The sequence below is a fragment of the Diaphorobacter sp. ED-3 genome, assembly GCF_027625375.1.
GTDB lineage: Bacteria > Pseudomonadota > Gammaproteobacteria > Burkholderiales > Burkholderiaceae_C > Diaphorobacter > Diaphorobacter nitroreducens.
The window spans coordinates 1,905,903-1,930,667 of sequence record NZ_CP115182.1; the positions used below are offsets into that span (position 1 = coordinate 1,905,903).

General features: G+C 64.0%; 22 protein-coding genes and 1 tRNA gene. 10 read left to right on the forward strand and 13 right to left on the reverse strand.

Annotation, left to right across the window (positions count from 1 at the left end; genetic code table 11):
• Positions 1-223: 223 nt before the first annotated feature.
• Positions 224-1,045, reverse strand: a complete 822-nt coding sequence (locus tag PCQ86_RS09435) for an alpha/beta fold hydrolase (RefSeq protein WP_270175347.1) — start codon at positions 1,043-1,045, stop codon at positions 224-226.
• Complete coding sequence (locus PCQ86_RS09440; RefSeq protein ID WP_270175348.1) at positions 1,045-2,358, reverse strand: O-acetylhomoserine aminocarboxypropyltransferase; 1,314 nt, start codon at positions 2,356-2,358, stop codon at positions 1,045-1,047. Before PCQ86_RS09440 ends, PCQ86_RS09435 begins: the two co-directional genes overlap by 1 nt.
• Positions 2,359-2,456: 98 nt before the next feature.
• Between PCQ86_RS09440 and PCQ86_RS09445 the strand changes: the two genes are divergently transcribed.
• Both PCQ86_RS09445 and aroC read left to right on the forward strand, forming a co-directional pair.
• Positions 2,457-2,912, forward strand: a complete 456-nt coding sequence (locus PCQ86_RS09445) for a CBS domain-containing protein (RefSeq protein ID WP_011804928.1) — start codon at positions 2,457-2,459, stop codon at positions 2,910-2,912.
• Between the two features lie 93 nt (positions 2,913-3,005).
• On the forward strand, positions 3,006-4,106 hold the full coding sequence (gene aroC, locus PCQ86_RS09450) for a chorismate synthase (RefSeq protein WP_172207123.1): 1,101 nt from the start codon (positions 3,006-3,008) through the stop codon (positions 4,104-4,106).
• Positions 4,107-4,182: 76 nt separating this feature from the next.
• Here aroC and nrdR read toward each other — a convergent pair whose 3' ends face one another.
• From nrdR to PCQ86_RS09465, 3 genes are all read right to left on the reverse strand, one after another.
• Positions 4,183-4,632 (reverse strand): transcriptional regulator NrdR, encoded by a 450-nt coding sequence (nrdR, locus tag PCQ86_RS09455; RefSeq protein WP_011804930.1) that lies wholly within the window; start codon positions 4,630-4,632, stop codon positions 4,183-4,185.
• A gap of 12 nt (positions 4,633-4,644) precedes the next feature.
• On the reverse strand, positions 4,645-5,889 hold the full coding sequence (gene glyA / locus PCQ86_RS09460) for a serine hydroxymethyltransferase (protein WP_011804931.1): 1,245 nt from the start codon (positions 5,887-5,889) through the stop codon (positions 4,645-4,647).
• A 237-nt stretch (positions 5,890-6,126) separates the two neighbouring features.
• Positions 6,127-6,966 (reverse strand): lytic transglycosylase domain-containing protein, encoded by an 840-nt coding sequence (locus PCQ86_RS09465; protein WP_011804932.1) that lies wholly within the window; start codon positions 6,964-6,966, stop codon positions 6,127-6,129.
• Positions 6,967-7,686: 720 nt separating this feature from the next.
• Between PCQ86_RS09465 and PCQ86_RS09470 the strand changes: the two genes are divergently transcribed.
• Both PCQ86_RS09470 and PCQ86_RS09475 read left to right on the forward strand, forming a co-directional pair.
• Entirely contained in the window at positions 7,687-11,394 is a 3,708-nt protein-coding gene (locus tag PCQ86_RS09470) for a DUF748 domain-containing protein (protein ID WP_442874558.1), read from the forward strand.
• Between the two features lie 252 nt (positions 11,395-11,646).
• On the forward strand, positions 11,647-14,286 hold the full coding sequence (locus PCQ86_RS09475) for a DUF349 domain-containing protein (protein ID WP_270175350.1): 2,640 nt from the start codon (positions 11,647-11,649) through the stop codon (positions 14,284-14,286).
• Positions 14,287-14,355: 69 nt separating this feature from the next.
• On the opposite strand, the gene PCQ86_RS09480 is transcribed toward PCQ86_RS09475, so the two are convergent.
• The gene (locus PCQ86_RS09480; RefSeq protein ID WP_011804935.1) at positions 14,356-14,919 is read right to left on the reverse strand and encodes an Rrf2 family transcriptional regulator; all 564 of its coding nucleotides are present in this window, start codon (positions 14,917-14,919) and stop codon (positions 14,356-14,358) included.
• A gap of 144 nt (positions 14,920-15,063) precedes the next feature.
• Positions 15,064-15,432 (reverse strand): hypothetical protein, encoded by a 369-nt coding sequence (locus tag PCQ86_RS09485; RefSeq protein WP_041836248.1) that lies wholly within the window; start codon positions 15,430-15,432, stop codon positions 15,064-15,066.
• 209 nt (positions 15,433-15,641) lie between these two features.
• Here PCQ86_RS09485 and hutG point away from each other — a divergent pair, with 209 nt between their 5' ends.
• The gene (hutG, locus tag PCQ86_RS09490; protein WP_270175434.1) at positions 15,642-16,466 is read left to right on the forward strand and encodes an N-formylglutamate deformylase; all 825 of its coding nucleotides are present in this window, start codon (positions 15,642-15,644) and stop codon (positions 16,464-16,466) included.
• Between the two features lie 308 nt (positions 16,467-16,774).
• Here the strand turns inward: hutG and asd are convergent, their stop codons facing one another.
• The gene (gene asd, locus PCQ86_RS09500) at positions 16,775-17,626 is read right to left on the reverse strand and encodes an archaetidylserine decarboxylase (protein WP_041836249.1); all 852 of its coding nucleotides are present in this window, start codon (positions 17,624-17,626) and stop codon (positions 16,775-16,777) included.
• A 210-nt stretch (positions 17,627-17,836) separates the two neighbouring features.
• Between asd and PCQ86_RS09505 the strand changes: the two genes are divergently transcribed.
• The 5 genes from PCQ86_RS09505 to PCQ86_RS09525 all read left to right on the forward strand — a co-directional run bounded on the left by PCQ86_RS09505 (position 17,837) and on the right by PCQ86_RS09525 (position 21,043).
• Entirely contained in the window at positions 17,837-19,006 is a 1,170-nt protein-coding gene (locus PCQ86_RS09505) for an HPP family protein (RefSeq protein WP_011804940.1), read from the forward strand.
• Positions 19,007-19,242: 236 nt separating this feature from the next.
• On the forward strand, positions 19,243-19,509 hold the full coding sequence (infA, locus tag PCQ86_RS09510) for a translation initiation factor IF-1 (protein WP_011804941.1): 267 nt from the start codon (positions 19,243-19,245) through the stop codon (positions 19,507-19,509).
• Between the two features lie 63 nt (positions 19,510-19,572).
• Positions 19,573-19,649 (forward strand) — tRNA-Pro (locus PCQ86_RS09515).
• 173 nt (positions 19,650-19,822) lie between these two features.
• Positions 19,823-20,125, forward strand: coding sequence for a hypothetical protein (locus tag PCQ86_RS09520; RefSeq protein WP_047351392.1), 303 nt, complete (start codon positions 19,823-19,825; stop codon positions 20,123-20,125).
• Positions 20,126-20,272: 147 nt separating this feature from the next.
• Positions 20,273-21,043 carry a heparan-alpha-glucosaminide N-acetyltransferase gene (locus PCQ86_RS09525; protein WP_270175351.1) on the forward strand — a complete coding sequence of 257 codons (771 nt, stop codon included), beginning with the start codon at positions 20,273-20,275 and terminating at the stop codon, positions 21,041-21,043.
• Between the two features lie 50 nt (positions 21,044-21,093).
• Here the strand turns inward: PCQ86_RS09525 and PCQ86_RS09530 are convergent, their stop codons facing one another.
• From PCQ86_RS09530 to PCQ86_RS09550, 5 genes are all read right to left on the reverse strand, one after another.
• On the reverse strand, positions 21,094-21,879 hold the full coding sequence (locus PCQ86_RS09530; RefSeq protein ID WP_103737962.1) for a foldase protein PrsA: 786 nt from the start codon (positions 21,877-21,879) through the stop codon (positions 21,094-21,096).
• Between the two features lie 67 nt (positions 21,880-21,946).
• Positions 21,947-22,225: a BolA family protein gene (locus PCQ86_RS09535; protein WP_270175352.1), complete on the reverse strand. Its 279-nt coding sequence runs from the start codon at positions 22,223-22,225 to the stop codon at positions 21,947-21,949.
• Positions 22,222-22,782: a septation protein A gene (locus tag PCQ86_RS09540; RefSeq protein WP_015913519.1), complete on the reverse strand. Its 561-nt coding sequence runs from the start codon at positions 22,780-22,782 to the stop codon at positions 22,222-22,224. Before PCQ86_RS09540 ends, PCQ86_RS09535 begins: the two co-directional genes overlap by 4 nt.
• Positions 22,779-23,192: a peptide-methionine (R)-S-oxide reductase MsrB gene (gene msrB / locus PCQ86_RS09545; protein ID WP_270175353.1), complete on the reverse strand. Its 414-nt coding sequence runs from the start codon at positions 23,190-23,192 to the stop codon at positions 22,779-22,781. Before msrB ends, PCQ86_RS09540 begins: the two co-directional genes overlap by 4 nt.
• The gene (locus tag PCQ86_RS09550) at positions 23,189-24,676 is read right to left on the reverse strand and encodes a protein adenylyltransferase SelO (protein ID WP_270175354.1); all 1,488 of its coding nucleotides are present in this window, start codon (positions 24,674-24,676) and stop codon (positions 23,189-23,191) included. The genes msrB and PCQ86_RS09550 overlap by 4 nt, the downstream gene beginning before the upstream one ends.
• Positions 24,677-24,765: the final 89 nt, after the last annotated feature.

The window sequence follows — 24,765 nt, forward strand, 5'->3', positions numbered from 1 at the left end:
TATATAAACAATAGCTGACTGCGCTTGCTGGTTGGGCATTTGATGCTGTTTTTGATATGCATCACGTGGCCGTAAATGGTCGCCGCGGGCAAGCAGGGGCCAGTGTTTCGCATGTGGCAGGGGAAGTCATATCCCTCTGCCGAGGCGGCGGCGCCCGTCATCCATTGGGCAGGGGAGCGCTGCAGGGGATGCCCTGCACCGCCGGCCCTGCAGTGCAACGATTTCAGGCGGGGATGCGTCTTGCCAAGAAGTCGCGGATGGCGAACAGCGTTGCGTCCGGTGCTTCGGTCATCTGGTGGTGGCCCACCGGCAGATGGACGATCTGCACGTCCTTGCCCGCGGATCGCGCGGCCTGGATCAACCCCTGCGCGGCCTTGGGCGTGGTCATTTGGTCTTGCGTGCCCAAGGCGAACAGCACGGGGCACTGCACCGCTGCGATGGCCTGCTCGCCATGGGAGTAGCTGTCGCAGGCGACGAAGCCGCGGTGGAACACATTGACCTGCGGGTTGCTGCGCAGCACCTTGCGGCCCAGCGCCATGCCCGCGCCGTACACCCAGAAGCCCGCGCCTGAGGGGGGCGCGAGGGTGCTGCGCGAGAACACGTTGACCATGCGCAGCGCCTGCTCGGGGTCGGTCTGCGATGCCTCGATGAGCGCGGGCGACACCTTCATCGGATAGGCCGTACCCACCAGCACCAGATGGCTCACGCGCCCGCCCAGGCGTGCGGCGGCCTCCAGCGCGATCAACGAGCCCCAGCTATGGCCCACCAGCGCGGCGTGCTGGATGGACAGTGCGTCGAGCAGGGCGCCCACGAAGTCGGCCGCCTGCTCCACGCTCGCAGGGGCATCGCCCGCGCTTTTGCTGTGGCCGGGCAGGTCGACGGCCAGCACGTTCCAGCCATGGTTGGCCATGTAGCGGCTTTGCAGCGCCCAGACGCTGTGGTCATTGAGTACGCCGTGGATGAACACCACGGTGGGCTTGGCGGCATCGAAGGGCTTGCCGCCGGTGTAGCAGTAGGTCTGTGCGCCGTTGACTTGCACGTACATCACGCACCTGCCTTTCGCGCTTGCTTCTCCGCAGCCTTGAGCGCCCGCTTGAGGTCGTCGATCAGGTCGTCGGCATCTTCCAGCCCGATCGACAGGCGGATCGTGCCCTGGCTGATGCCGCCCGCGGCGAGCGCTTCGTCGCTCATGCGGAAGTGCGTGGTGGAGGCGGGGTGGATCACCAGGCTGCGGCAGTCACCCACATTGGCCAGGTGGCTGAAGAGCTTGAGCGTCTCGATGAACGTCTTGCCCTGCTCGCGGTTGCCCTTGAGGTCGAAGCTGAACACCGAGCCCGCGCCGCGCGGCAGCAGGCGCTGCGCGAGCTGGTGGCTGGGGTGGGACTCGAGCAGCGGGTGGCCCACGCGCTCGACGAACGGGTGGCTGGCCAGGAACTGCACCACCTTCTCGGTATTGCGCATGTGGCGTTCCATGCGCAGCGGCAGGGTCTCGATGCCCTGCAGGATCAGCCAGGCGGTGTGCGGGCTCATGCAGGCGCCGAAGTCGCGCAGGCCCTCGCGGCGAGCGCGCAGCAGGAAGGCGCCCACGGTGCTCTCCTCGGTGAACACCATGTTGTGAAAGCCGTCGTAGGGCTGGGTCAGCTCGGGGAAGCGGCCGGAGCCTTCCCAGTCGAAGCTGCCGCCATCGACCACGACGCCGCCGATCACCGTGCCATGGCCTGAGAGGAACTTGGTGGCCGAGTGGTACACCAGGTCCGCGCCATGCTCGAAGGGCTTGATGAGCCACGGCGAGGTGAGGGTGGAGTCCACCAGCAGGGGCACGCCAGCTTCATGCGCAATGTCCGCGACCGTGGGGATGTCCAACACCTCCAGCCCGGGGTTGCCTACGGTTTCGCCAAAGAACAGCTTGGTGTTGGGGCGGATGGCGGCGCGCCAGCCGTCGATGTCGCCGGGCTTCACGAAGGTGGTGTCAATGCCGAAGCGGCGCAGCGTGTAGTGCAGCAGGTTCTGGCTGCCGCCATACAGCGCCGTGCTGGCCACGATGTGGCTGCCTGCGCCCATCAATGTGGCAATCGCCAGGTGCAGCGCGGCCTGCCCGCTGGCCACGGCAATCGCCCCCACGCCGCCCTCCAGCGCTGCCACGCGCTGCTCCAGCACCGCGTTGGTGGGGTTGCTCAGGCGGCTGTACACATGGCCCGGGCGCTCTAGGTTGAACAGGGCCGCCGCATGGTCGCTCGACTCGAAGACGAACGAGGTGCTCAGGTGGATCGGCACGGCGCGCGCACCTGTGGCGGGGTCCGGCTGCGCGCCGGCGTGCAGGGCCAGCGTGTCGAAGCCGGGGTCGGAATATCCGGGCATTCATGTCTCCAAAGTGGTGAATTTGTGCGCCATTGTGGGCTATATTTATTCGCTATCGGGCTGCATGCAGCGCCTGCAGAACCCTTCGGAGACTCCCCATGAAAGTCAGCGACATCCTGCGCCTCAAAGGCAACACCCTCTACACCGTGCATCCCGACGAGCCGCTGGCCCGCGCCGTGGATGCCATGGCCGATAAGGACATCGGCTCGCTGGTCGTGATGGAACATGGCGACCTGGTGGGCATGCTCACCTTCCGCGAGGTGATCCAGGCGCTGACGAAAAATGGTGGCGGCGTGGGCACCATGCTGGTGCGTACCGCCATGGACGACGCGCCGCTGACCTGCACGCTGGAGACCGACATGGACGAGGTGCGCCGCATGATGCTGGGCCGCCACGCGCGCTACATGCCCGTGATGGACAAGCGCATGCTGATGGGCGTGGTCAGCTTCTACGACGTGGCCAAGGCCGTGGTGGACAGCCAGAATTTCGAGAACAAGCTGCTCAAGGCCTACATCCGCGACTGGCCGCAGGAAGAATCGCGGCCGGCCAACTGATTTGGTGATCAAAATAGCTGCCAGCGCTTGTCAATCAAGCGCTGGCAGCTATTTTTTTGGTAGTAACAGTGGCTCGGGGATAATCGCACCCCTATGAGCGGCAACACACTCGGTACCCTTTTTTGCGTCACCAACTTTGGTGAATCCCATGGCCCCGCCATCGGCTGCGTGATCGACGGCTGCCCGCCCGGCATGGAACTGTCCGAGGCCGACATTCAGGCCGACCTGGACCGCCGCCGCCCCGGCACCAGCCGCCATGTGACGCAGCGCAACGAGCCGGATGCGGTGGAAATCCTCTCGGGCGTATATGAGGGCAAGACCACCGGCACGCCCATCGCGCTGCTGATCCGCAACACCGACCAGCGCAGCAAGGACTACGGCAACATCGCGCAGAGCTTCCGCCCGGGGCATGCCGACTATGCCTACTGGCACAAGTACGGCCTGCGCGACCCGCGCGGTGGCGGCCGCTCGTCTGCGCGCCTCACGGCACCCACCGTAGCCGCCGGCGCGGTGGCCAAGAAATGGCTGGCCGAGAAATACGGCACCCGCTTTCGTGCCTGCATGACCCAACTGGGCGAACTGCCCATCCCGTTCGAGAGCTGGGAGCATGTGCCGCACAACCCCTTCTTCGCACCGGTGGCCGACGTGCAGGCCTACGAGGACTACATGGACGCGCTGCGCAAGTCCGGCGACTCCTGCGGCGCGCGCATTCGTGTGCAAGCTACCGGTGTGCCCGTGGGACTGGGCGAGCCGCTGTACGACAAGCTGGACGCCGACATCGCCCATGTGATGATGGGCCTGAACGCCGTGAAGGGTGTGGAGATTGGAGCTGGCTTTGCCAGCGTGGCGCAGCGCGGTACCACGCACGGCGATTCGCTCACGCCCACGGGCTTCGCCAGCAACAACGCGGGTGGCGTGCTGGGCGGCATCAGCACCGGGCAGGACATCGAGGTGTCGCTGGCCATCAAGCCCACCAGTTCCATCATCAGCCCACGCGAGTCCATCGACATCCACGGCCAGAGTACCGAGGTGATCACGAAGGGGCGCCACGACCCCTGCGTGGGCATCCGCGCCGCGCCGATCGCCGAGGCGTTGCTCGCATTGGTCATCATGGACCATGCGCTGCGCCACCGTGCGCAATGCGGCGACGTGGTGCAGGCCGTGGCTCCGATTCCGGCAGTCCGCCAGGGGTGATGGTCAAAAACGGCTGTAGCGCCCGCCCAGTGGGCGCTGTCAGCTATCAATAGAAGAGCAATGGGAGAGCAGCGGCTTACTTGCGGACTTCGTCCACCAGCGCACGGAACTCGTCGATGTCCTCGAAGCTGCGGTACACGCTGGCGTAGCGCACATAGGCCACCTTGTCGAGCTTCTTCAACTCGCGCATGACCAGCTCGCCGATGCGGCTGGACAGAATCTCGCGCTGCCCCAGGTTGAGCAGCTTTTCCTCGATGCGCTCGATGGCCGAGTCGATCTGCACTGTGCTCACCGGGCGCTTGCGCAGCGCCAGCTTGAACGATCCCAGCAGTTTCTCGCGGTCGTATTCGACGCGGCGGCCGTCCTTCTTGACAACCGTGGGGAAGTTGACTTCCGGTCGTTCGTAGGTCGTGAAGCGCTTGTCGCAGGCGCCGCACTGGCGCCTGCGGCGGATGAAGTCCCCGTCCTCGGAGACGCGGGTCTCGACGACCTGGGTCTCCTGATGGCTGCAAAAGGGGCACTTCATCGCGGCGGTCGATCAGCGATAGACCGGGAAGCGGCTGGTCAGCGCGTGCACCTTGGCGCGCACGGCTTCCAGGTTCGCCTCGTCATGCGGATTGTCCAGCACGTCGGCCACCAGGTTGGCTGTGAGGCGCGTTTCCTCTTCCTTGAAACCCCGTGTCGTGATGGCGGGCGTGCCCACGCGAATGCCGCTGGTGACCATCGGCTTTTCGGGATCGTTGGGGATCGCGTTCTTGTTGATCGTGATATGGGCCTTGCCCAGGGCTGCCTCGGCCTCCTTGCCGGTGATGCCCTTGGCGCGAAGGTCCACCAGCATCACGTGGCTTTCGGTGCGACCGCTCACGATGCGCAGTCCGCGCTGGATCAGCGTTTCCGCGAACACCTTGGCGTTCTTGGTCACCTGCTGCTGATACTGCTTGAACTCGGGCGACAGGGCTTCCTTGAAGGCCACGGCCTTGGCGGCGATGACGTGCTCCAGCGGGCCGCCCTGCAGGCCGGGGAAGATGGCGCTGTTGATGGCCTTCTCGTGCTCGGCCTTCATCAGAATGATGCCGCCGCGCGGGCCGCGCAGGCTCTTGTGCGTGGTGGAGGTCACCACGTCCGCAAACGGCACCGGGTTGGGGTACTCGCCCGCGACGACCAGGCCGGCATAGTGGGCAATGTCCACCCAGAAGATGGCGCCGACTTCCTTGGCGATCTTCGCGAAGCGCTCGAAGTCGATGCGCAGGGCGTAGGCGGAGGCGCCGGCGATGATCAGCTTGGGCTTGTGCTCGCGGGCCTTGGCTTCCAGCGCGTCGTAGTCGATCTCTTCCTTGTCGTTCAGTCCGTAGGAGACTACGTTGAACCACTTGCCGCTCATGTTCAGCGGCATGCCGTGCGTGAGGTGGCCGCCCTCGGCCAGGCTCATGCCCAGAATGGTGTCGCCGGGCTTCAGGAAGGCCATCAGCACAGCCTGGTTGGCCTGCGAACCCGAGTTGGGCTGCACATTGGCCGCTTCGGCGCCGAAGAGTTGCTTGATGCGGTCGATGGCCAACTGCTCGATCACGTCCACGTTCTCGCAGCCGCCGTAGTAGCGCTTGCCAGGGTAGCCTTCGGCGTACTTGTTGGTGAGCTGCGAGCCCTGAGCGGCCATCACGGCGGGCGAGGCGTAGTTCTCGCTGGCGATCAGCTCAATGTGTTCTTCCTGGCGGCGGTCTTCGGCCTGGATGGCGGCCCACACCTCGGGATCGGTTTGTTCGACAAGAATATTGCGTTGGTACATGGCAGTCCGATGAACTAAGTGTCCCTTGGCAATCAAGGGCTGCCCAGGCGAACGACGGATCGCTGCGGGGCTGGTGCCTGCCGCGCGGCACGCTCCCCAGTGGTTTGCAGAAAAACGCTGTTTCCTGCCGGTGTCCACGTCAGCGGCGGTGCCCCGGGGGACGTCCGCGCCTATCGCCAGTTGCGTGCCCTGCTAGTGTAGCTGAGCACGCCCTTCATCAATGCCAGATTAGGCTCTTCAGAGGCCGCTCAGCAGGGCCACCTTCTCGCCAGTGGCAGGGGTTGCAGGTGCGGCTTCCGGTGTGGCAGGAGCCTTGGTGGACAGGAGAGGTGGATTCACGGGGCCGGCGGGAGAAACGCCCGTGCGACCATTGGCGACCTGGCGCAGCCGGAAATGCTCCGCCAGTACCTTGGCGGCATAGCCCCCGTCGTCGGGCAGGTTGGCTGCGCCGACGTAGTAACGCAGTCCGCCTTCCAGCGAGCCGGCGCGCGCGATGCACTCCTGCAGCACCTTCACGCCCACGCGCAGGTTGGCCACGGGATCGAATGCCGCCAGGTGCCCACCAAAGCCTTCGTACTTGTCGGTATGCACGCGCGTCATCACCTGCATCAAGCCTTGCGCACCTACCGGGCTTTGTGCAAACGGGTTGAAGCTCGATTCCACGGCCATGACGGCCAGGATCAAGGTGGGATCCAGCTTGGTCCGCGCGCCGATTTCATACGCCTCGGTGACCAGTGCCGCCAGCGGTTCGGGCGCCACGCGGTACTTCTTGCTGAGCCAGTAGGCCACGGCAGCCTGTTCCCGCGGCAACTCCTTGGGGTTGAGCGCTACTGCCCGCTCGCTTGCGGCAGGCTCCATAGGGAAGCCCACTACGGCTTCCTGGCGGGCCTGCAGCCAGCCCATGAGTTCTTCTTCTCCTGCCTGGCGCAGGTCCGGGCGTGCCGTAAGTGTGATCACGCCAAAGACGACGCCCAGCCCGAGCAGGGCGAAGCCGCTGTGTGTCACTTCCAGAAAACCGTTGATCACATCGCCCGCAAACGTGCGGACGCCGGCAATCACATTTCCTGACGCTGTCATAGCTTTCCTTTCTAAGTCGGCTCCTGAGCGAAGAGCACTGTCGTGGTTGCTCAGGAGTCCGGTCCTGCCAGACGGAGGGGTCTGGGTGGGTATGCCGTTCAGTCCGTTTAGGCGCGTTAAGCCCAGGGGAATCTGTTGACTGTCGTAGCCGAAATCTGTACAGGCTAGGGTTTTTACTAGGCCTTGGTTGAGGGCTGGCGGATTCTAGGAGGTCTCCAAATTCAAGGTCAACACTAACATTTGAATTTTTTAGAACAAAAAGTTCTGTTCAATCTGTGGGAAAGCACAGATTTTTCGCGCATGTCCTTTTAAGAAGGGTCTGTGCGCTAGCAATTCGACTGCTTAATGAAACAGTCAATTGCATGAATTTTTTCATTGCTAAAAGCTGTTGGAAGGCGCGCTCGGATTTGCTATCTTTGAGGCGCCTGAACGACTCAGGCATCCGCCAAACGGGGCGATCAGCGCGATGAATGGCAGACAGTGCCGCATCACATGAGATCTCCTCCAAGGCAACCTCTGGAGGCAATCCCTTGCCTCCTGCGCTTGAGACGATCCTCTCCCAAGCGCAAAAAGATGGCGAAAGACCGTTGTGTCAGCCGTCAAGCCCGGTGTGCGAAGAAGTTCGACACCGGGCTTTCTTTTTTTTTGCGTTTTTTTACCTGCCTGCGTCAGCGCGGGAACGGTCCCATTGCGTTGGTAGCTCAACAGAATAGGTGCCGCGTGCTGCAAGCCATCAAGAACAACCCCTGGATTCGTCGATTTGCATGGTTGGTGCTGTGCTGGGGCGGCGCGTGGCTGCTCGGTTGGCTGGTGGTCCCTCCGTTGGCGCAGTCGCAGATTGAAAGGCATGCGAGTGAAGCGCTGGGGCGCAAGCTGACGGTCGAACGGGTGGAGTTTTTGCCCTGGACTTTGGAGGGCACTTTGCACGGCGTAGCCCTGGCGTCAAAGGATGGCAGTTCAGAGCAGGTACGGGTGGGCCGCATCTATATAGACGCTGAATTGCAATCCCTTTGGCGGGGCGCTCCAGTGATCGATGCGCTGCAGGTAGACGACCCGGTAGTTCGTGTCACGCAATTGGCCCCAGGGGTTTATGACGTGGACGACCTGCTCGCGCTCATGGCGGCAAAGCCGCAGGGCGAGAAATCAGCCGCGGAGCCGGCACATTTCGCGCTCTTCAATATCGCATTGAAGGGTGGTGTCGTCGAATTCGATGACCGTACGGTGGAGGTGGTGCACACGTTGCGCCGCGTGGAACTGGACGTTCCTTTCCTGAGCAGTTTTTCTGCGGACCGCGAGGTCAAGGTGACGCCGCGCCTGGCTTTTGAGCTCAACGGCAGCACCTTTGATACCTCAGCGATGGCTACTCCCTTTACGGACACCAGGGAAGCCGAGGTTCGCCTGCATATTGAGAATTTCGACCTGGCCCCCTTCGGTCGCTACCTGCCGCCCAGCGTGCCGGTGCGGCTCAAGGCGGGGCGATTGGACGCGGATGTTCAACTAGGGTTCGAGCAACGGGAGACCCCTCGACTGCTGATTTCCGGGGATGTGCAACTGAGCGGGGTACATGCCACCGATGCGCAGGAGCAGCCTTTGCTGCAATTCGAGGAAATGCGTGCCGTATTCAAGGAGGCGGAGCCCCTGCGGCGCAGGATCAACATTGATCTGCTGGAATGGCGTGGCGCGCGTGCACATGTACGCCGAAACGAGGCGGGTGAAGTAAAGCTTGCGGGATTGCCACGGGCCGAGAGGGACGAGCACCCAGCGCCACAGACAAAGGAGTCTGCGGAGCCCTGGCGTGTTTATATCGCCAGGGTGGGTTTGCGGGATGGCTTCATCCAATGGACCGATGCCAGCCTGCCGCGGGGGACCGCCGCGTGGGAGGTGGAAGACCTGCAGGTAGAAGCGTCGTCCATTGCCTTGCCGCTGGAACAGCCCATGCAACTGCGTGCGAGTGCTTCCCTCAGGCAGTCTGCGGTCGCCGGCAGCAGCGAATCCGCGCGATTGGCTGTACTGGGCCAGGTGAGCGCCTCGCAGGCGCAGGCCGCCCTTTCCATCAAGGGCCTGCCGCTGTCCATCGCTGCGCCCTATCTGGCGGGCGTGCTGCAACCCCGCGTGGAAGGTTCCGTGGATGCGGACCTGGGAATAGCACGGCATGGCGATGTCGTGCTGGCGAAGGTGGCTGCGTTGTCCGTGGATAAGTTGGCGCTGCGTTGCGCCTCCAAGGAACAATGCGTTCCACTGCAGAGCGCAGGAATCAAGGACGCGCCTGCGGATTCACTGGCCGCGTGGAGCCGGCTGGAAGCGGGCAATGCCTGGATACGCTGGCCCCAGCGCGCCGTATCGGTAGAGCGGATTTCGTTGCAGAGGCCGCGCCTGCTGCTGTCGCGCACTCGCACGGGGGAATGGATGTTTGAACAGTGGGGCGTGTCGCACCCGGGGGTGACGGGGCCCAACGCGGACGCTCCAAAGGCTGCGGGTCTTCCCTGGTCCATGGGGCTGGCTTCCCTGGAGATCGATGGCGCAGCAGTGGCTTTGCGCGACGCGGTAGCGCAGAGCGCCGTAGCGCTGAATGTGTTCGACCTGCAACTGCACGCGCGGGATTTCGCTTATGCGGACGGGCGGGTCACTCCCACGTCATTGCGCCTGGAAGGCCGGGTGGGTGCAGGGAGGACTGAACCCGGGCGATTGCGCTACGAGGGCTCGGTGGCGATGGCGCCCGTTCTGACGGCGCAGGGCAAGGTACGCGCCCAACACCTGCCGTTGCACGCGCTGGAGCCCTATGTAGGGCAGCAGCTTAATGTCGACATCCTCCGCGCCGATGGTGGCTTCGACGGAGACGTGCGCTATGTCCAGGGGAATGCCGGCGCCACTGTTTCGGTCAAGGGGGATGTGTCGCTGGACGAGGTGCGCGTGCGCGCCAAGGCTGGCTTGGACATGCCTGAGGAGACGAAGGCCGGCGAGCGGAGCGTAGGCGCGCGGGGCGAGGATCTGCTGCGCTGGAAATCCCTGGCGTTGCGCGGAGTGGCGATGAATTTGCAGCCAGACCAGCCTGTGTCTCTGGATGTGAAGGAAACGGCGCTCAGCGATTTCTTCGCACGGATCATCGTGCAGGAAGACGGCCGCATCAATTTGCAGGATATTCGCAAGGCTTCGGCAGCGGAAGACGCGGTTGCGGCATCGAACGCTGCGGCCGCCGCTCCGGCAGCGGCCCCTTCGGCTCCGCAGATCCGCTTTGGTCCCGTGGCGCTGACCAATGGGTCAGTGCGCTTCACGGATTACTTCATCAAACCCAACTACTCTGCCGACCTGAGTGCGCTCACGGGCCGGTTGAGCGCATTTTCCTCGGTGTCGCCGGAGGCGGGGGCAGCGCCGCAGATGGCCGACCTGGAATTGCGCGGTCGCGCCCAGGGGACGGCGTCACTGGAAGTCACCGGCCGCATCAACCCGCTGGTCAAGCCCCTGGCGCTGGATATTCAGGGGCGCATGCGTGACCTTGAGTTGCCCCCGTTGTCGCCTTACAGCATCAAGTACGCGGGTCATGGGATCGAGAAGGGCAAGCTCAGCATGGACGTGGCGTACAAGATCTTGCCCGATGGGCAGCTCATCGCCACCAACAAGCTGGTATTGAACCAACTGGCGTTTGGGGAACCCGTGGAGGGCGCGTCCGCCAGTCTGCCCGTGCGGCTGGCGACGGCCCTGCTGGCGGACCGCAATGGGATCATCGACGTGGATCTGCCCATCAGCGGCTCCCTCAACGACCCCGAATTCCGTCTGGGAGCGGTCATCCTGAAGGTCATCGGCAACCTCATCATGAAAGCGATCACCGCCCCCTTTTCCCTGTTGGCTGGCGCTTTCAGCGACGCGGGCGAGCAGGGTGCGGTTCTCTTCGCGCTGGGCAGTGCAGAACTGGATGAGAAGGCCCGACAGCAACTGGAGAAAATCGCCAACGAACTGAACAACCGCCCCGCACTGAAGGTCACGGTCGTGGGTTGGGCACAGCCCGACGCCGAGCAGCTGGCATGGAAACGCCAGCGCTTGCGAGACATGGCCGAGGCACAAAAGCGCAGGGCAGCCATCCGTGCGGGTGAACCTGCGGACAGCATCGCACCGCTCACTGACGAGGAATACCCCGCGCTGCTGAAGGAGTTGTATCGCCGGTCCGACATCCGCAAACCGCGCAACTTCGTCGGCTTGGCGAAGGACGTACCCGTTGCAGAGATGGAGGCCCTGCTGATGCACAACCTGACAATTCCGGACAACGCCATGGCGGATCTAGCCCTGGCGCGAGGGGTGGCCGTGCGGGACTACCTGGCGCAACAGCAAGTCCCGCTTGAACGTTTGTTCGTAGGCGCAAGCAAGCTGCAGCCGGGCGGGGAGGGCGATGCGCGATGGCAGCCGAAGGCAGAGCTTTCTTTGAATGCCCAGTGAGGGGCGCGCGGGATTTTGTAACCTCACAGGGTGTGGCTACCGGTACAGTACCGTTCGAATGCGAGCGCGGTTCCCGCGCCATCCCGTCTATCCCTCAGATTCCTGATCTGGCGCAGCGGGAAGGCGGTGTAAAACCGGGCGAAAATAGCCGCTTGTCCGTGAGCGATGCCCACCTACTGCTTGCGCTGTTGGCGCAAGGTGGCTCGCTTGCACATTGATAAATCCATGTTCCCTTTTTCTTCACGTAGCAAAATGTCCGACGCATCTGACGCGACCCCGGTCCCTGCCAAAACCAGCGAGCCGCATCCCCTTGATGCGTTGACGGGCGGCGCTTTCTCTGCGGCCACGTCGGGTGAACGCTCGGCACGCATCCGTGAATGGTTGTCCACCCAGCCTGGCGTGGAAAAGCTCCAGGAAGTATTCAAGGAATTGAGTGCGCGGGACAAAGGCGCCGCGCGCGCAGTGCGTGAGCGACTGGACGAGATTCGGCGCGCGGAGGGCCAGGAGGCGATCGCCGCCGAATGGGCAGCCAAGGCCGAAGCGCTGCTCGCAGCCGCCAAGCTCAACATTGCCGACGCGCTCGCCTGGCAGCGCGATGCGGCCAAGGCCGGCGCGCCGCTGTCCCGCGAACCTCTGTCGGTGCTCAAACAGCATCTGAACGAGCGCGTGAAAACCATCGAAGATCTGCAGCATCGTGTTCAGGTGCAGCGCGAAGCCGCCGTTCTGCTCGCGCAGCGCATCGAAGTGTTCTCCACCAAACCGTGGAAGGATGCGCAGTCCGCGCTGGAACTGCTGAACGCCGATGTCGGCCGCTGGCAGGAGCAGGCCCAGGCACTTGCCGACGACAGTGCCTGGCCCAGCGTAGAGGCGCGCTTTCCCGCGTTGCTCGATGCTTCGCGCACCCAGCTGCTGGTGGTGTGGGAAGCGTTTCAGTCGGCATTGGCGCAGGCTGTCCTTGCGGCAGAAGACCCCTCGGCTCCCCTGCCGCCCGTGCCCGTGTGGTCCGACGAACTGCGCCAGGCGCGCGGGCTACCCCCAGAAGCGGGAGCCGCCGCCAAGACGCCTGCCCCCCGCCCATCCAAGCCGCAGGCGACTCCTGAAATGCGCGAGAAGGCCTTGCAGGCCGTCCAGGAGGCCCTGGCCAAGCTGGAGCAGGAAACCGCGCAGGGCCATGGCAAGGCCAGCGCTGGCGCCGCGACTGCGCTGCGCGCCGTGCTTAAGGTGCACGGCAAGTTGATCGATGCCGAACTGGAGCAGAAAGTGCACGCCGCCCTCGTGGCCGCGGGCGAGTTGGAGGGCTGGCAGCGCTGGAGCGCCGACCAGGTGCGCGAGGATCTCGTGGCCCGGGCCGAGGCACTGCTGCGCAGGCCGGAAGGACAGTCCCTCGGCGGGCGCAAGATGCAGGAAACGCTGCGCCAGCTGCGCGAGCAGTGGAAGCAGGCCGACCAGGGGGCGCCGGCCAACCACGCCCTGTGGAAGAAATTCGACGATGCGTGCAATGCCGCGCACAAGGTGGTCGAGGGCTGGCTGGAGAAGGTGCGTGCCGAAGGTGCCGAACACCGTGCGCAGCGGTTGGCGCTGATCGAAGAGGTGAATGCCTGGGCCCAATCGCAAGCCGCTGCCGCTGCGCAGGACTGGAAGTCCTTCAGTCGTGCATTGCACCAGTTTGCCGAGCGTTGGCGCACCGGTGGCCATGTGAGCGAAAAAATGTTCGCTGAACTGCAGCCACTGTGGAAGCAGGCACTGGCGGCTGCCAGCGCTCCGCTGGAGGCTGCGCAGAAGGCCAGCCTGGAGCGCCGCCACGCCATGATCGAGGAGGCAGGCGCCCTGGGTGCGGCCCCAAGTCTGCGCATCGATGCCATCAAGGCCTTGCAGCAGCGTTGGCAGGCCGAGGCGCAGGCGGTGCCGCTGGATCGCAAGCATGAGCAGAAGCTCTGGGACGCGTTCCGCAAGCCCATCGACGAGGCGTTCAACCGCAAGTCGGCCGAACGTGAGCGCAGTGCCTCCGAGTTGAGCGCGCACGACCGGGCCGTGCTGGAGGCATCCAAGGCGCTGGAGGCCGCCAATGCGTCGGGCGATGCGCAGAAAATCCGCGGTGCCATGGCCGCGCTGGAGCGCGCGCTGAAGGAGCCTGCCGGCGGATCGGGGGATTCCGAAAATTTGGATAAAAAAGCCGATCAAACCATTGATGGTCAAGCGCAAGCAGCTACTGATTCGGTAGCAGATCAAAACGATGCGCCGACTTCCAAACCCGTGCCTGCGGCGCGCCCGGTGGTGGCCGTGCGTGGCGATGACCGGCCGGGGGCGCGCAAGGCGGTGCCCGCGCAGCCCACGGTCGCCGGCCGTGGTGGCGACCGGCGTGACGGCCGCGGCCCACGGGACAGCGGTATGCAGGGGCGGGGGCGGGAGCGCGATGGTGCTGCTGCGCGAGGTCCGCGTCTGGGTGATGCGGCTTTCCGGGCGCAACGCGACGCCATGGAGCATGCGCAGGGCGCGCTGCGCAAGCTGGCGGCACAGGCCCATGGCGAAGCGCTCACGCAGCTGTTGTCGGCCTGGAAAAGCCGCGACGCTGCGCAATTGCCCAGCGTCCAGGAACTGGGCGGCAAGGTGCCCCCCACGGCGCGCACCGCCTGGTCGCAGGCGATTGCGGCACCTGCGGCCGGGGGTGCCCCGGAAGCATTGCTGCGGCTGGAGATCGCGGCGGAGGTCCCGACGCCCGCAGACCAACTGGCCGCACGGCGTGCTCTGCAGCTGCAGTTGCTCACGCGTCGCAACGATCCCTCGCCGGCGCAAACCTGGACGCAGGATGTGGCGCGCGTGCTGGAAGGCGCCAGCGACGAGGCAGGCGCGCGCCGCCTGCAGAGCGCATTGAAGGTCCTGCTCGGCAAATAGTCGGCGGTGTCGTCGCCCAGGGCGGGCATCCGTGTCGTTCCGGAGAAGGACGCTACGGATGCCGGCGCATCAACTCGTCCGGGTGCGCGGAACGGCAAGCCCCAAGGCAAATACGGAGTTCGGCACATCCCCTGACGGTAGCTGGGTTTTCGCTGCCCGTCGGCCTGTGGTGCTGGCGGGCGGGGCCACTACCACGGCTGCAGAATGGTCGGCATGGCAGGCGCTGGCTTCCCGTTGGGTCAGCAGGTCCGCCACCGTAATGGACTGCAGGTATTCCATGACACGCGAGTGAAAGCTGGCCCACAGCTCGGCCGTCATCTCGCCTGGTGCCGATGCGGTGCCGGTGTCCGTGCCCTTGTCATCGGCGCCGCCCATGTATTTTTCGGAGGCGATGACGATATCGGCCACGGAGAGTTCCTGTGGCGGCCGTGTCAGTGTGTACCCCCCGCCGGGCCCGCGAATGCTGTGGACCAGGCCGGCGCGGCGCAGTGCGCTGAAGATGTCTTCGAGATATGACAGGGAGATGCCTTGGCGGGCGCTGATGGAGGGAAGCGCGATGGGCCGGCCGTGGGAGCGCAAGGCCAGATCGGTGACCGCAGTGACGGCGAGTTTGCCTCGGGTGGTCAAACGCATGGTGCTGTTCCTGAGGGTAGGAAAAGGGCCTGAAGCCATCGGTCCGATGGTCAGGAGGGAAAAGAGGAAGGGGGTTGCACGCCGGCGTTGCGCGGCGCGCCTGTCTTTCGCGTTCGCAGAACGCGTCCCGGCGGGCGCAACCTTTTAGACGCGCAGAGCCAGGGACCTGGGAGGTTTAGGCTGCTTTTTCAGCACAGGGGAGAGGGCGGCTCTCTCCCATTGAGCGGGGCAACTGAACAAGCCATGGAGGGGCTTGCCGCGAAAGGCGCGTATGTTCTGATCGTCCGGGAGATCCTGCTGCGCGTCCATCAGGCCGTGCTCGCCTTCGGATAACGCGTCGTTTGCCACGGAAGGGTCAGCGGCTATTGCCATTGCGGCCTCGCCCGCTGGTGCCAGTTGCACGGAGGCGACGGCTGGCCGCAGGTGTTCCACGGGTGGCACCTTGCCAAATGCGGAGACACCCACGCTCAGCAGGAAGTGGAGGGTGAAAACCGCAATCAACCATCTCGGCATGGTGGACAAATTATACGGGCGGGTCCTTAAAGCCCTTCGGCAATACATGAGGACAGTGGTCTGACTCATTGGCCTTTGGCTACACGCGCGTGTGTCGTTGCCGGTGCAGCAGGGGGGACGGGATCCCTTGAGCCTCAAGATGATGCGCCATACTGCGGCCCAGGTTGCGCACTAACGCCAACTGTTGGTTCGCCCGCTTGTCCATTGCCATGAATGTCGTGCCTTCCGATTGCCCCCCTTTCACCTTCCACAGAGGCACCGCGCCACTGCTGGTTTCCATGCCCCATGTGGGCACCCATGTGCCAGACGCCATCGCAAGGCGCCTCAATCCCGAGGCGCGGAGCGTTCCGGACACCGATTGGCATCTGGAACGGCTCTACGGTTTTGCGAAGTCGATGGGAGCTTCAGTATTGGTCGCAACGCACTCGCGCTATGTGATTGACCTCAATCGCCCTCCTGATGACTCCAGCCTCTACCCAGGCCAGAGCGTCACTGCGCTGTGCCCTGTGGACGCCTTTGACAGCACGCCGTTGTATAGCGGCAGGCCCGTGCCGGACGCAGCCGAGGTTGCCGCGCGGCGCGAGGCATTGTGGGAGCCCTACCATGCCCAGTTGCGGGAAGAGTTGAACCGTATGCGCGCCACCCATGGCGTGGCGGTGTTGTGGGATGCGCACTCGATTCGGTCGGTCCTTCCGCGCTTCTTCAACGGCACATTGCCAGACCTGAACCTGGGTACCGCCGGAGGCACGAGCTGCGATGCAGCCCTGGCGCAGGAGCTGTTTGCCATTGCCGAAACGGCGCCCGACCACACGGCCGTGCTCAACGGACGGTTCAAGGGGGGCTACATCACGCGCCGTTACGGCGAGCCTGCGCGCAACATCCACGCGGTCCAACTGGAGATGACACAGTGCAGCTATATGCAGGAGGCACCGCCGTTCAACTACCTGCCGGAGCGCGCCGGGCGCATTCAGCCCACGCTGCAACGTATGGTGGAGGCAGCACTCCGGTTCGCGCAGCAACGGTCATTGCGCTGACGCGCTAAGATGCGCGCATGCAGGTTTCCAGTCCCTCTCTCGTAGCGCAAGATCCGGCCGAGGCGCCGTGGGGATGGTCCAGACAATTCCGCATGCCGGTCTTCAAGCCGGGCACCCGGGTGAGGCGAGCCGGAAGTTGGGAAACTGTCAGCCATGTAGCACTGCGGCGCCAGGATCTGGCTGTGTACCTGGTGGGGCGCGCTGAACCCGTGGACCCCCTGGACCTGGAGCTCGAACCCACCTTGTTTACCACTGCTCGGGTGCCAGAGAGGCACTGAACAGCGGGTATCAACGCACCAATAGGTGAACTAGATGCCGCAGCGGTGCGCCATGGCTTCACCCAGCCGCACGGGCCGCGCTGCTTCCCATCCCGGCATGAACTGAACTGCGCCGCGGGGAAACAGCAGCACGACCGTGGAGCCCAGCAGAAAACGCCCCATTTCATCACCCTGACGAAGCACGACTTCTCGGTCCCCATAATCCCAGCGGCGCGGTTGGCCGGTACGTGGTGGATTGACCTGGCCGTGCCATACCGTGGCCATGCTGCCGACAATGGTGGCGCCTACCAGCACGAGCGCCATGGGGCCCAGGGGCGTTTCGAACAGGCAGATCACACGTTCGTTGCGCGCAAACAGTCCGGGCACACCGCGTGCGGTGGCCGGGTTCACTGAAAACAATGCCCCAGGCACATGGTCCATACGCACCAGTCGTCCATCGCACGGCATGTGAATGCGGTGGTAGTCGCGTGGACTGAGATAGATGGTGGCGAAGCTGCCATCCTGGAACTGCGCGGCCATTTCGGCGTCGCCGCCAAGCAGAGCCGCGGTGGAGTAGAGGTGGCCCTTGGCTTGGAAGATCTGGTCCTGCTCGATGGAGCCGATCTGGCTGACCGTTCCATCCACAGGGCATACCACCGCAGCATCGGCAAGCGGGCGCAGTCCAGGGCGCAACGCACGTGTGAAGAAGTCGTTGAAGGTTGCGTAGCTTGCAATGTCCGGATTGGCCGCCTCGCTCATGTCTACGCCGTAGTGCGCCACAAACCGGCGGATGACCGCGGTGGTCAATTGGCCCGCGCGCGCAGACGCCATCCGTCCGGCAAAGGAGGTCAGGGCTTGTTTGGGTAACAAGTACTGAGGCAGTACGGCGATACGATCAGACACGTGGCGGTAATCCTGGTGATGGAGCCGCATGATTCTAAGGGGGAGGGTGGATTGCGCCCCAGCCGTGCGTCCCGTGCGGTTGTGGATGCCCGTAATGGTACAAAAAACCACATGCCCTGCAAGTTCAGGGCTTGCCCGGATAATGCCCGGCTTCCTCGAGCCACGGCCGCCGCGCCGATTCTCTGCGCAGCTTGGCGCCTTCTCCCATTCATGTCTGCACCCCCATTCCCTCGCACAGACGCTGCGGTAGAGCCGCCGACGTCAGTCTTGCGGCGCGTCGCTGGCTGGCTGCGCCTTTTCTGGCCGGCACCCGCTGGCGTCAATCAGCGCGAACGCTTGCGCATGGTGTCGGGTATCACGCTTTGCGTGGCCGTGGTGGCGCTGTTTGCGCATTGGTTCGGGGCTGGCCTGCCGGTCCCGTGGATGGTGGCCTCCCTGGGCTCCAGCGCGGTGCTCATCATTGCGATGCCGTCCAGCCCCCTCGCCCAGCCGTGGCCAGTGCTGGCGGGCAGCGTGCTGTCGTACATGGTAGGCGTTGCCTGCGCCACGCTGGTTCCCCACGTCGCTCTGGCCTGCGGCGCAGCCGTGGGACTTGCCGTGGCGGTCATGCTGGCATTGCGCTGCCTGCACCCCCCCGGCGGGGCGATGGCCTTGTTCGCTGTGCTCAATCCGCAGGACGGCGCGGCTTTTGCGGTATTTCCGGTGCTGCTCAATATGCTGGCGCTGGTGTTGATGGGGATGGCCTTCAATCACTTGACCGGGCGCAGCTATCCGCATGCACAAAGAGCGCGGGGGGCCGCGCATAAGGGATCTGGCGCTTTCATCTCGGCGGATTTGGATGCCGCCTTATCGCACTACAACCAAGTGCTGGATGTCAGTCGCGCCGACCTGGAGGGGCTTTTGCACTTGGCTGGCAAAGCCGCCTTCCAGCGCACGCTTGGCGAGCTGCGATGCGGCGAGATCATGTCATCACCGGTGCATGCGGTGGTTGCCGAGACGCCCCTCAAGGATGCCTGGGCGCTCATGCGCAAGCACGCCGTCAAGGCGTTGCCGGTAGTGGACGGGGCGCGCAGGGTGGTCGGCATCGTCACGGTGGCAGACTTCATGCGCCTGGCCAATCTGGACATGCATGAAGGCATGGGCCAGCGTCTACGCTCGCTCATCATGGGGCGGCCCAAACGTCCCGAGCAAGTGCAAGGCCTGATGTCGTCTCCCGTGCAGCAGGTGCTGTCTGAACAGCATGTGATGGATCTGGTGCCTCTGTTCTCCGAGGCGGGGCACCACCACATTCCGGTGGTGAACGATGCGCAGGAACTGGTTGGCATCATCACGCAGACGGACCTTGTGAAGACCTTGGCTGCCGCGGTTGCCCGGCCATAGGCCCGGCTTCGACATCGCAGTACAATTCCGCCGCTTATGCACAGCGCTTCGCCTGTCCATTGAAGCCGTTTCCCCGGCCTTACGGCCTCCTGCGCCTTTGGTGCAGCAACTCACCTGCCTGCATTGCACCTTGCTTCGAGCCCCTCAAGGGCCGATGCGGCCCTTGGGTTAGTGGACGCATCGGCTTTTTCCAGGCGCCGCCATACATAATTGTTATCAAGAGACTGACCACACACATGGCCAAAGAAGAACTGATTGAAATGCAGGGTAGCGTGACCGAAGTCCTGCCGGATTCGCGCTTTCGCGTGACGCTGGACAACGGCCACCAACTCATCGCCTATACCGGCGGCAAGATGCGCAAGCACCATATCCGCATCCTGGCCGGCGACAAGGTGTCGCTGGAGATGTCGCCCTACGACCTGACCAAGGGCCGTATCACTTTCCGCCACCTTGCAGGGCGCGGCCCTGGGCCGGGCACCGGCTCGTCATCTGGCAATCGCTGAGTGTGACAAATACCGCCGATTTTTGGCGGTGAACAGAATCTGGCAGGTTAGAATGCCAGCTGTCGGAGCGTAGCGCAGCCTGGTAGCGCATCTGCTTTGGGAGCAGAGGGTCGCGAGTTCGAATCCCGCCGCTCCGACCAATTGAATCAAGGGGTTAGGTCTATTGACCTAACCCCTTTTGTTTTTGATTTTGCGGACTGTCATGTTCGCTGGCTAGGTGACAGACAATTCCCGCTGGGCTTCCCCGGCACCGTCTTACATCAGTGCCGTTCCTGTCTTCCTAGGATGATTTTTTCATTGCAGGAGCAGAAGCATGTCTGAAGAAGCAGTATTTGGTACGGCGCCTCTTTCCGAAAGGCTGGCGGCAGACCAGAAACAACGCGCACGCGACCGTGGACATTTCAACAACTACGGTATGCGGGACGACTCCACGGACGAGCCTATTGTGGATGGTGAAAATGCGGCGGATGGCGGCCAGGCGCGACGCTTTGGAGCGGGTGGCGATGAGTCCACCTATGCAAACCGGGCCGGCCGACTCCAGGAGGCAGAGCAGTCCAGCGCCGGGGAGCCTGCTATGAATTTGGTGAACGAGTCAACGTCTGCAAAGAAACCTTAATGCGGCGGCGTCGCCGTGATACGCACCCCATAATTTGACACCTCCCCCTGCTTGCTGGGTTGTCCTGATCGGGCGAGTACTGGGGAGGGTGATCATTGAAGGCTGGCTTGAAGCGCCAGCCTTTTTCCTGGACTTGTGGGATGCGTTTTGCTGACGACCGCTCAAAAAACTGCCGAGACACGCCATGACCGACTGGACGCATTGCGCGGGTTCGCCATGGTGTGGATGACGGCCTTCCATTTCTGCTTCGACCTCAGCCATTTTGGCTACTGGCCCCAGGACTTCCGGGCAGATCCCTTGTGGACTGTGCAGCGAACCCTCATCGTCAGTCTGTTCCTGGGATGTGCGGGGCTGGGACAAGCGGTGGCTTGGCAACGTCAGGTTGGGTGGGCGCGTTTCGCCCGGCGCTGGAGCCAGATCACGGCCTGTGCATTGCTGGTAACGGTTGGCTCTTTTCTGATGTTCCCGCGCAGCTTCATTTACTTTGGTGTGCTGCACGGCATGGCAGTGATGCTCGTCATCACGCGGCTGACGGCAGGGTGGGGCAGGTGGCTGTGGTTGGCCGGGCTGCTGGCACTGGTGTCGCCTTGGGTCGCAGGCTGGGCGCTGCAGGGGCCTCTTTCAGAATGGGCGCCGCTATTCAATGGACGGGGCCTTAACTGGTTGGGCTGGATTTCGCGAAAGCCCTTTACCGAGGACTATGTGCCGCTCTTTCCGTGGCTGGGCGTCATGTGGTGGGGGATGGCGGCGGGGCAGTGGCTCGTTGTGCGTTCGGACGGCTGGCTGTCCCGCCCGTTGCCGCGTGTGGTAGCGCCCCTGGCTGGTTTGGGACGCTATAGCCTCAGCTATTACATGCTGCACCAGCCCGTCTTGATCGGAGGACTGTTGCTGGCATGCTGGCTGGCGGGACGGGCATAAAAAAACGCGGCCCGAAGGCCGCGTTGTCGTGCGCGAGGCGCCTGTAGTGGTTACTCCACCTTGGCCTTGGCGCGCAGGTCTTCCTGGAACTTCGCCAGTTTCTGCTGCTGCAGTTGCTGGGCGATCTGGGGCTTGACCTCTTCCAGCTTCGGCAGCTGGGCTTCGCGCACATCGTCCAGGCGGATGACGTGCCAGCCGAACTGGCTCTTCACGGGGGTCTGGGTCATCTTGCCCTTCTCCAGCTTCACCAGCGCTTCCGTGAACTCAGCCACGTAGCTGCTCGGGCTGGCCCAGTCCAGGGCGCCACCGCGGGCGCCGGATCCGGGGTCCTTGGATTGCTTCTTCGCAATGTCCTCGAACTTGCCACCCTTCTTGATGGAAGCAATGATGGCCTTGGCCTCGTCTTCCTTTTCGACCAGGATGTGGCTGGCCTTGTATTCCTTGCCAGCGTTGGCGGCCACGAACTTGTCGTACTCGGCCTGGATCTCGGCATCGGTCACGGGGTTGTTCTTCTGGAAATCCGCGAACAGTTCACGGATCAGAATGGTCTGGCGTGCCAACTCCATCTGGGCCTTGTAATCGGCAGAGCCTTCCAGGCCGCGCTTTTGCGCTTCCTGCATGAAGATCTCGCGGGCGATCACTTCTTCCTTGATCTGGTTTTCCAGTTCGGGCGTGACCGGGCGGCCCGAACGCTCCACCTGCTGCTTCAGGACTTCGGCACGTTCCTTGGGAACCGCCTTGCCATTGACGATGGCGAGGTTTTGCGCGGCAACGGGCAATGCCATCGTGCCCAGCACGGCTGCGGCCACGAGGCCGGACAAGAGCTTTTTCTTCATTGAGAATCCACTGATTGGGAAATAGGCTGCAGACGACTGGCTGCAACGCCCTTGGATCGGGGTTGTTTCAGAGAGTTTCAATGGCAATGGCGTGGGCGCCTCGGTCAATGAAAATCTGCAGCGCATCATACACAAGGCGATGCTGTGCAACCTTGCGCTTGCCTGTAAATAACGGTGACGCGATGCGCACGCGGAAATGGGTGCCAAACCCGGTTCCATTGGCGCCGGCATGGCCTTCGTGCTGCCAGCTTTCGTCCACCACTTCCAGATGGGTGGGCGATAGTGCGGCGCGCAGGCGTTCGGCCATGGCCTCTGCCGTGATAGCGATGGAGGGCGTGGTGTTCATGGTTGCAGGTCCTTGGGCGCGGCATCGCCCTCATCCTTGACGTGGCGGCTCAGGTACAGCGCCTGGGCAATGACGAAGGCGAACATCAGGCCGATGCCTCCGAACAGTTTGAAGTTCACCCAGGTGTCGGTGTCGAAGTGGTAGGCCACCCACAGATTGAGTACACCCATGGTGGCGAAAAAGCCCGTCCAGCCCCAGTTCAGGTTGCGCCACACGGGCGCGGGCAGATCGATCTGAGCGCCCATGAGTGACTGGATGAAGTTTTTGCGGAACATCAACTGGCCGACGAGCAAGGTGCCGCCCATGAGCCAGTAGAGCACGGTGGGCTTCCATTTGATGAAGGTTTCGCTGTGTGCCAGCAGGGTGGCGCCGCCGAACAGCACGATGACGCCCAGGCTCAGCCATTGCAGGGGTTCGACCTTGCCGTGCTTGAGGCGGATGTAACCGATCTGCACGACGGTGGCGGCAATCGCCACGGCCGTGGCCACGTAGATGCCCCAGACCTTGAATGCGGCGAAGAACAGGATGATTGGAAAGAAGTCGATGAGCAGTTTCATGGCGCCGGGGGTTCGAAATCGAGCGAGGCGGAGTTCATGCAATAGCGCAGACCCGAAGGAGCCGGGCCGTCGGGAAAGACATGGCCCAGGTGGGCCCCGCATTGTGCACACACGGTCTCGGTGCGCACCATGCCGTGGCTGCGGTCCTCGATCTCCCGAATGGCACCGGGCACGGCAAGCGAGAAGCTGGGCCAGCCACAGCCCGCGTCGAACTTGGTGTCGGAGTCGAACAGCTTGGCGCCGCAGCAGACGCAGTGGTAGCTGCCGTCGGCCCAGTGGCCTTCGTACTTGCCGCTGAAGGGCCGCTCGGTGGCCGCGTGACGCGTGACCTGGTAAGCCGCGGGCTCGGCGCCCTTGGCCTGCAGCAGCGCCTGCCATTCGGCTTCGGTTTTCTGGATGGGGTAAGTCATGAGGAACAGCTGATGGAGATGGAGGACGCCCAGTCGGGCGGAAAGCCGGCGTAGGCCTCGTGCCCCGGGTGGTCGTCGAAGGGGCGCGCCAGCAACCTTTGCAATATTTGGAGTTCGGAGAAGTCCCCGAGTTTCGCGGCGCGAATCGCCTGTTCGCCCAGGTGGTTGCGCAGCACGAAGCGTGGATTGGTTTTATGCATCAAATCGGCTGCTAGCGCCCATCCATCAAGCGCTAATAGCTCCTTATATTGTAGTAACCAGGCGTCCAGAGCTGCACGGTCCAGGAACAGATCGCGCACGGGTTCGAAATCCTCCGTGGCTACTGCACCGGACAGCCGACGCCAGAAGATGGGGTAGTCCACGCGGTCGGCGGCCAGCAGCCGCAACAGGCCATCGACCCATGCGGCATCGCCTTCGCGCGCCTGCTGCAGGCCGAGCTTGGCGCGTATGCGCGCCAGGAACTGCCGGCCAAAGCTGCCTTCGTACGACTGCAGCGCGGCGCGCGCCGTGTCCACCTCGCCGATCAGCGGCAGCAGCGCCTGGGCCAGACACAACAGGTTCCAGTACGCCACGCTGGGCTGGCGGTCGAAGGTGTAGCGGCCGCGTACGTCGCTGTGATTGCAGATGTGTCCGGGGTCGAAAGCATCCAGGAACTGGAAAGGCCCGTAGTCCATCGTGAGGCCCAGGATGCTCATGTTGTCGGTGTTCATGACGCCATGGCAAAAACCCACGGCCTGCCATTGCGCCAGCAGTGCAGCGGTGCGCTCGCTCACGGCATGCAGCAGTGCGGCGTAGGCGTTGCCTTCCCATTCCTGCGAGCGGCGGCAGTTGGGGTAGTAGCGGTCGATCACGTAGTCGGCCAGGGCGCGCAGCTCGGCTTCCTGGCCGCGCGCCGCGAAGTGCTCGAAGTGGCCGAAACGGATGAAGCTGGGAGCCACGCGCGTGACCACGGCGGCGGTTTCCACCTCCTCGCGCTGCACGGGCGCGGGCGAACCGGTCACGCACAGCGCGCGCGTGGTCGGTATGCCCAGCGCATGCATGGCTTCGCTGCACAGGAATTCGCGGATCGACGATCGCAGCACGGCGCGGCCGTCGCCCATGCGCGAATAGGGCGTGCGCCCGCTACCCTTGAGCTGCACCTCTTGGCCCGTGGCGGTTTCGCCCAGCAGGATGGCACGGCCATCGCCCAACTGGCCGGCCCACACGCCGAACTGGTGGCCGCTGTACACGCTGGCCAGCGGCTGGCTGCCGGGCAGCAGGGTGTTGCCTGTGAAGGCCTGCAGTGCGTCGTCGCGCTGCTGCCAGGCTTCGGGCAGGCCCAGCAAGGCGCCTACCTCGGCGCTGGTGCCCACCCAGTGAGGCTGGGGCAGGGGAGTGGGGCGCAGCGGCGTGAAGAAGGCCGAGCCCAGCGCGGCGAAGCCCGGCTGCCAGGCGGGCACCAGTGGCGCGACCGGGGTAGCGTCAGGGGTGGGGGCAAACGTCATGCGGGGATTGTCCCCCGGGCCCCTATGCCCCGATCTGGGCCAAGGCCTTGTGCGCGGGAGGCGGCGCGAACGTGGGATTTCTCCGGATG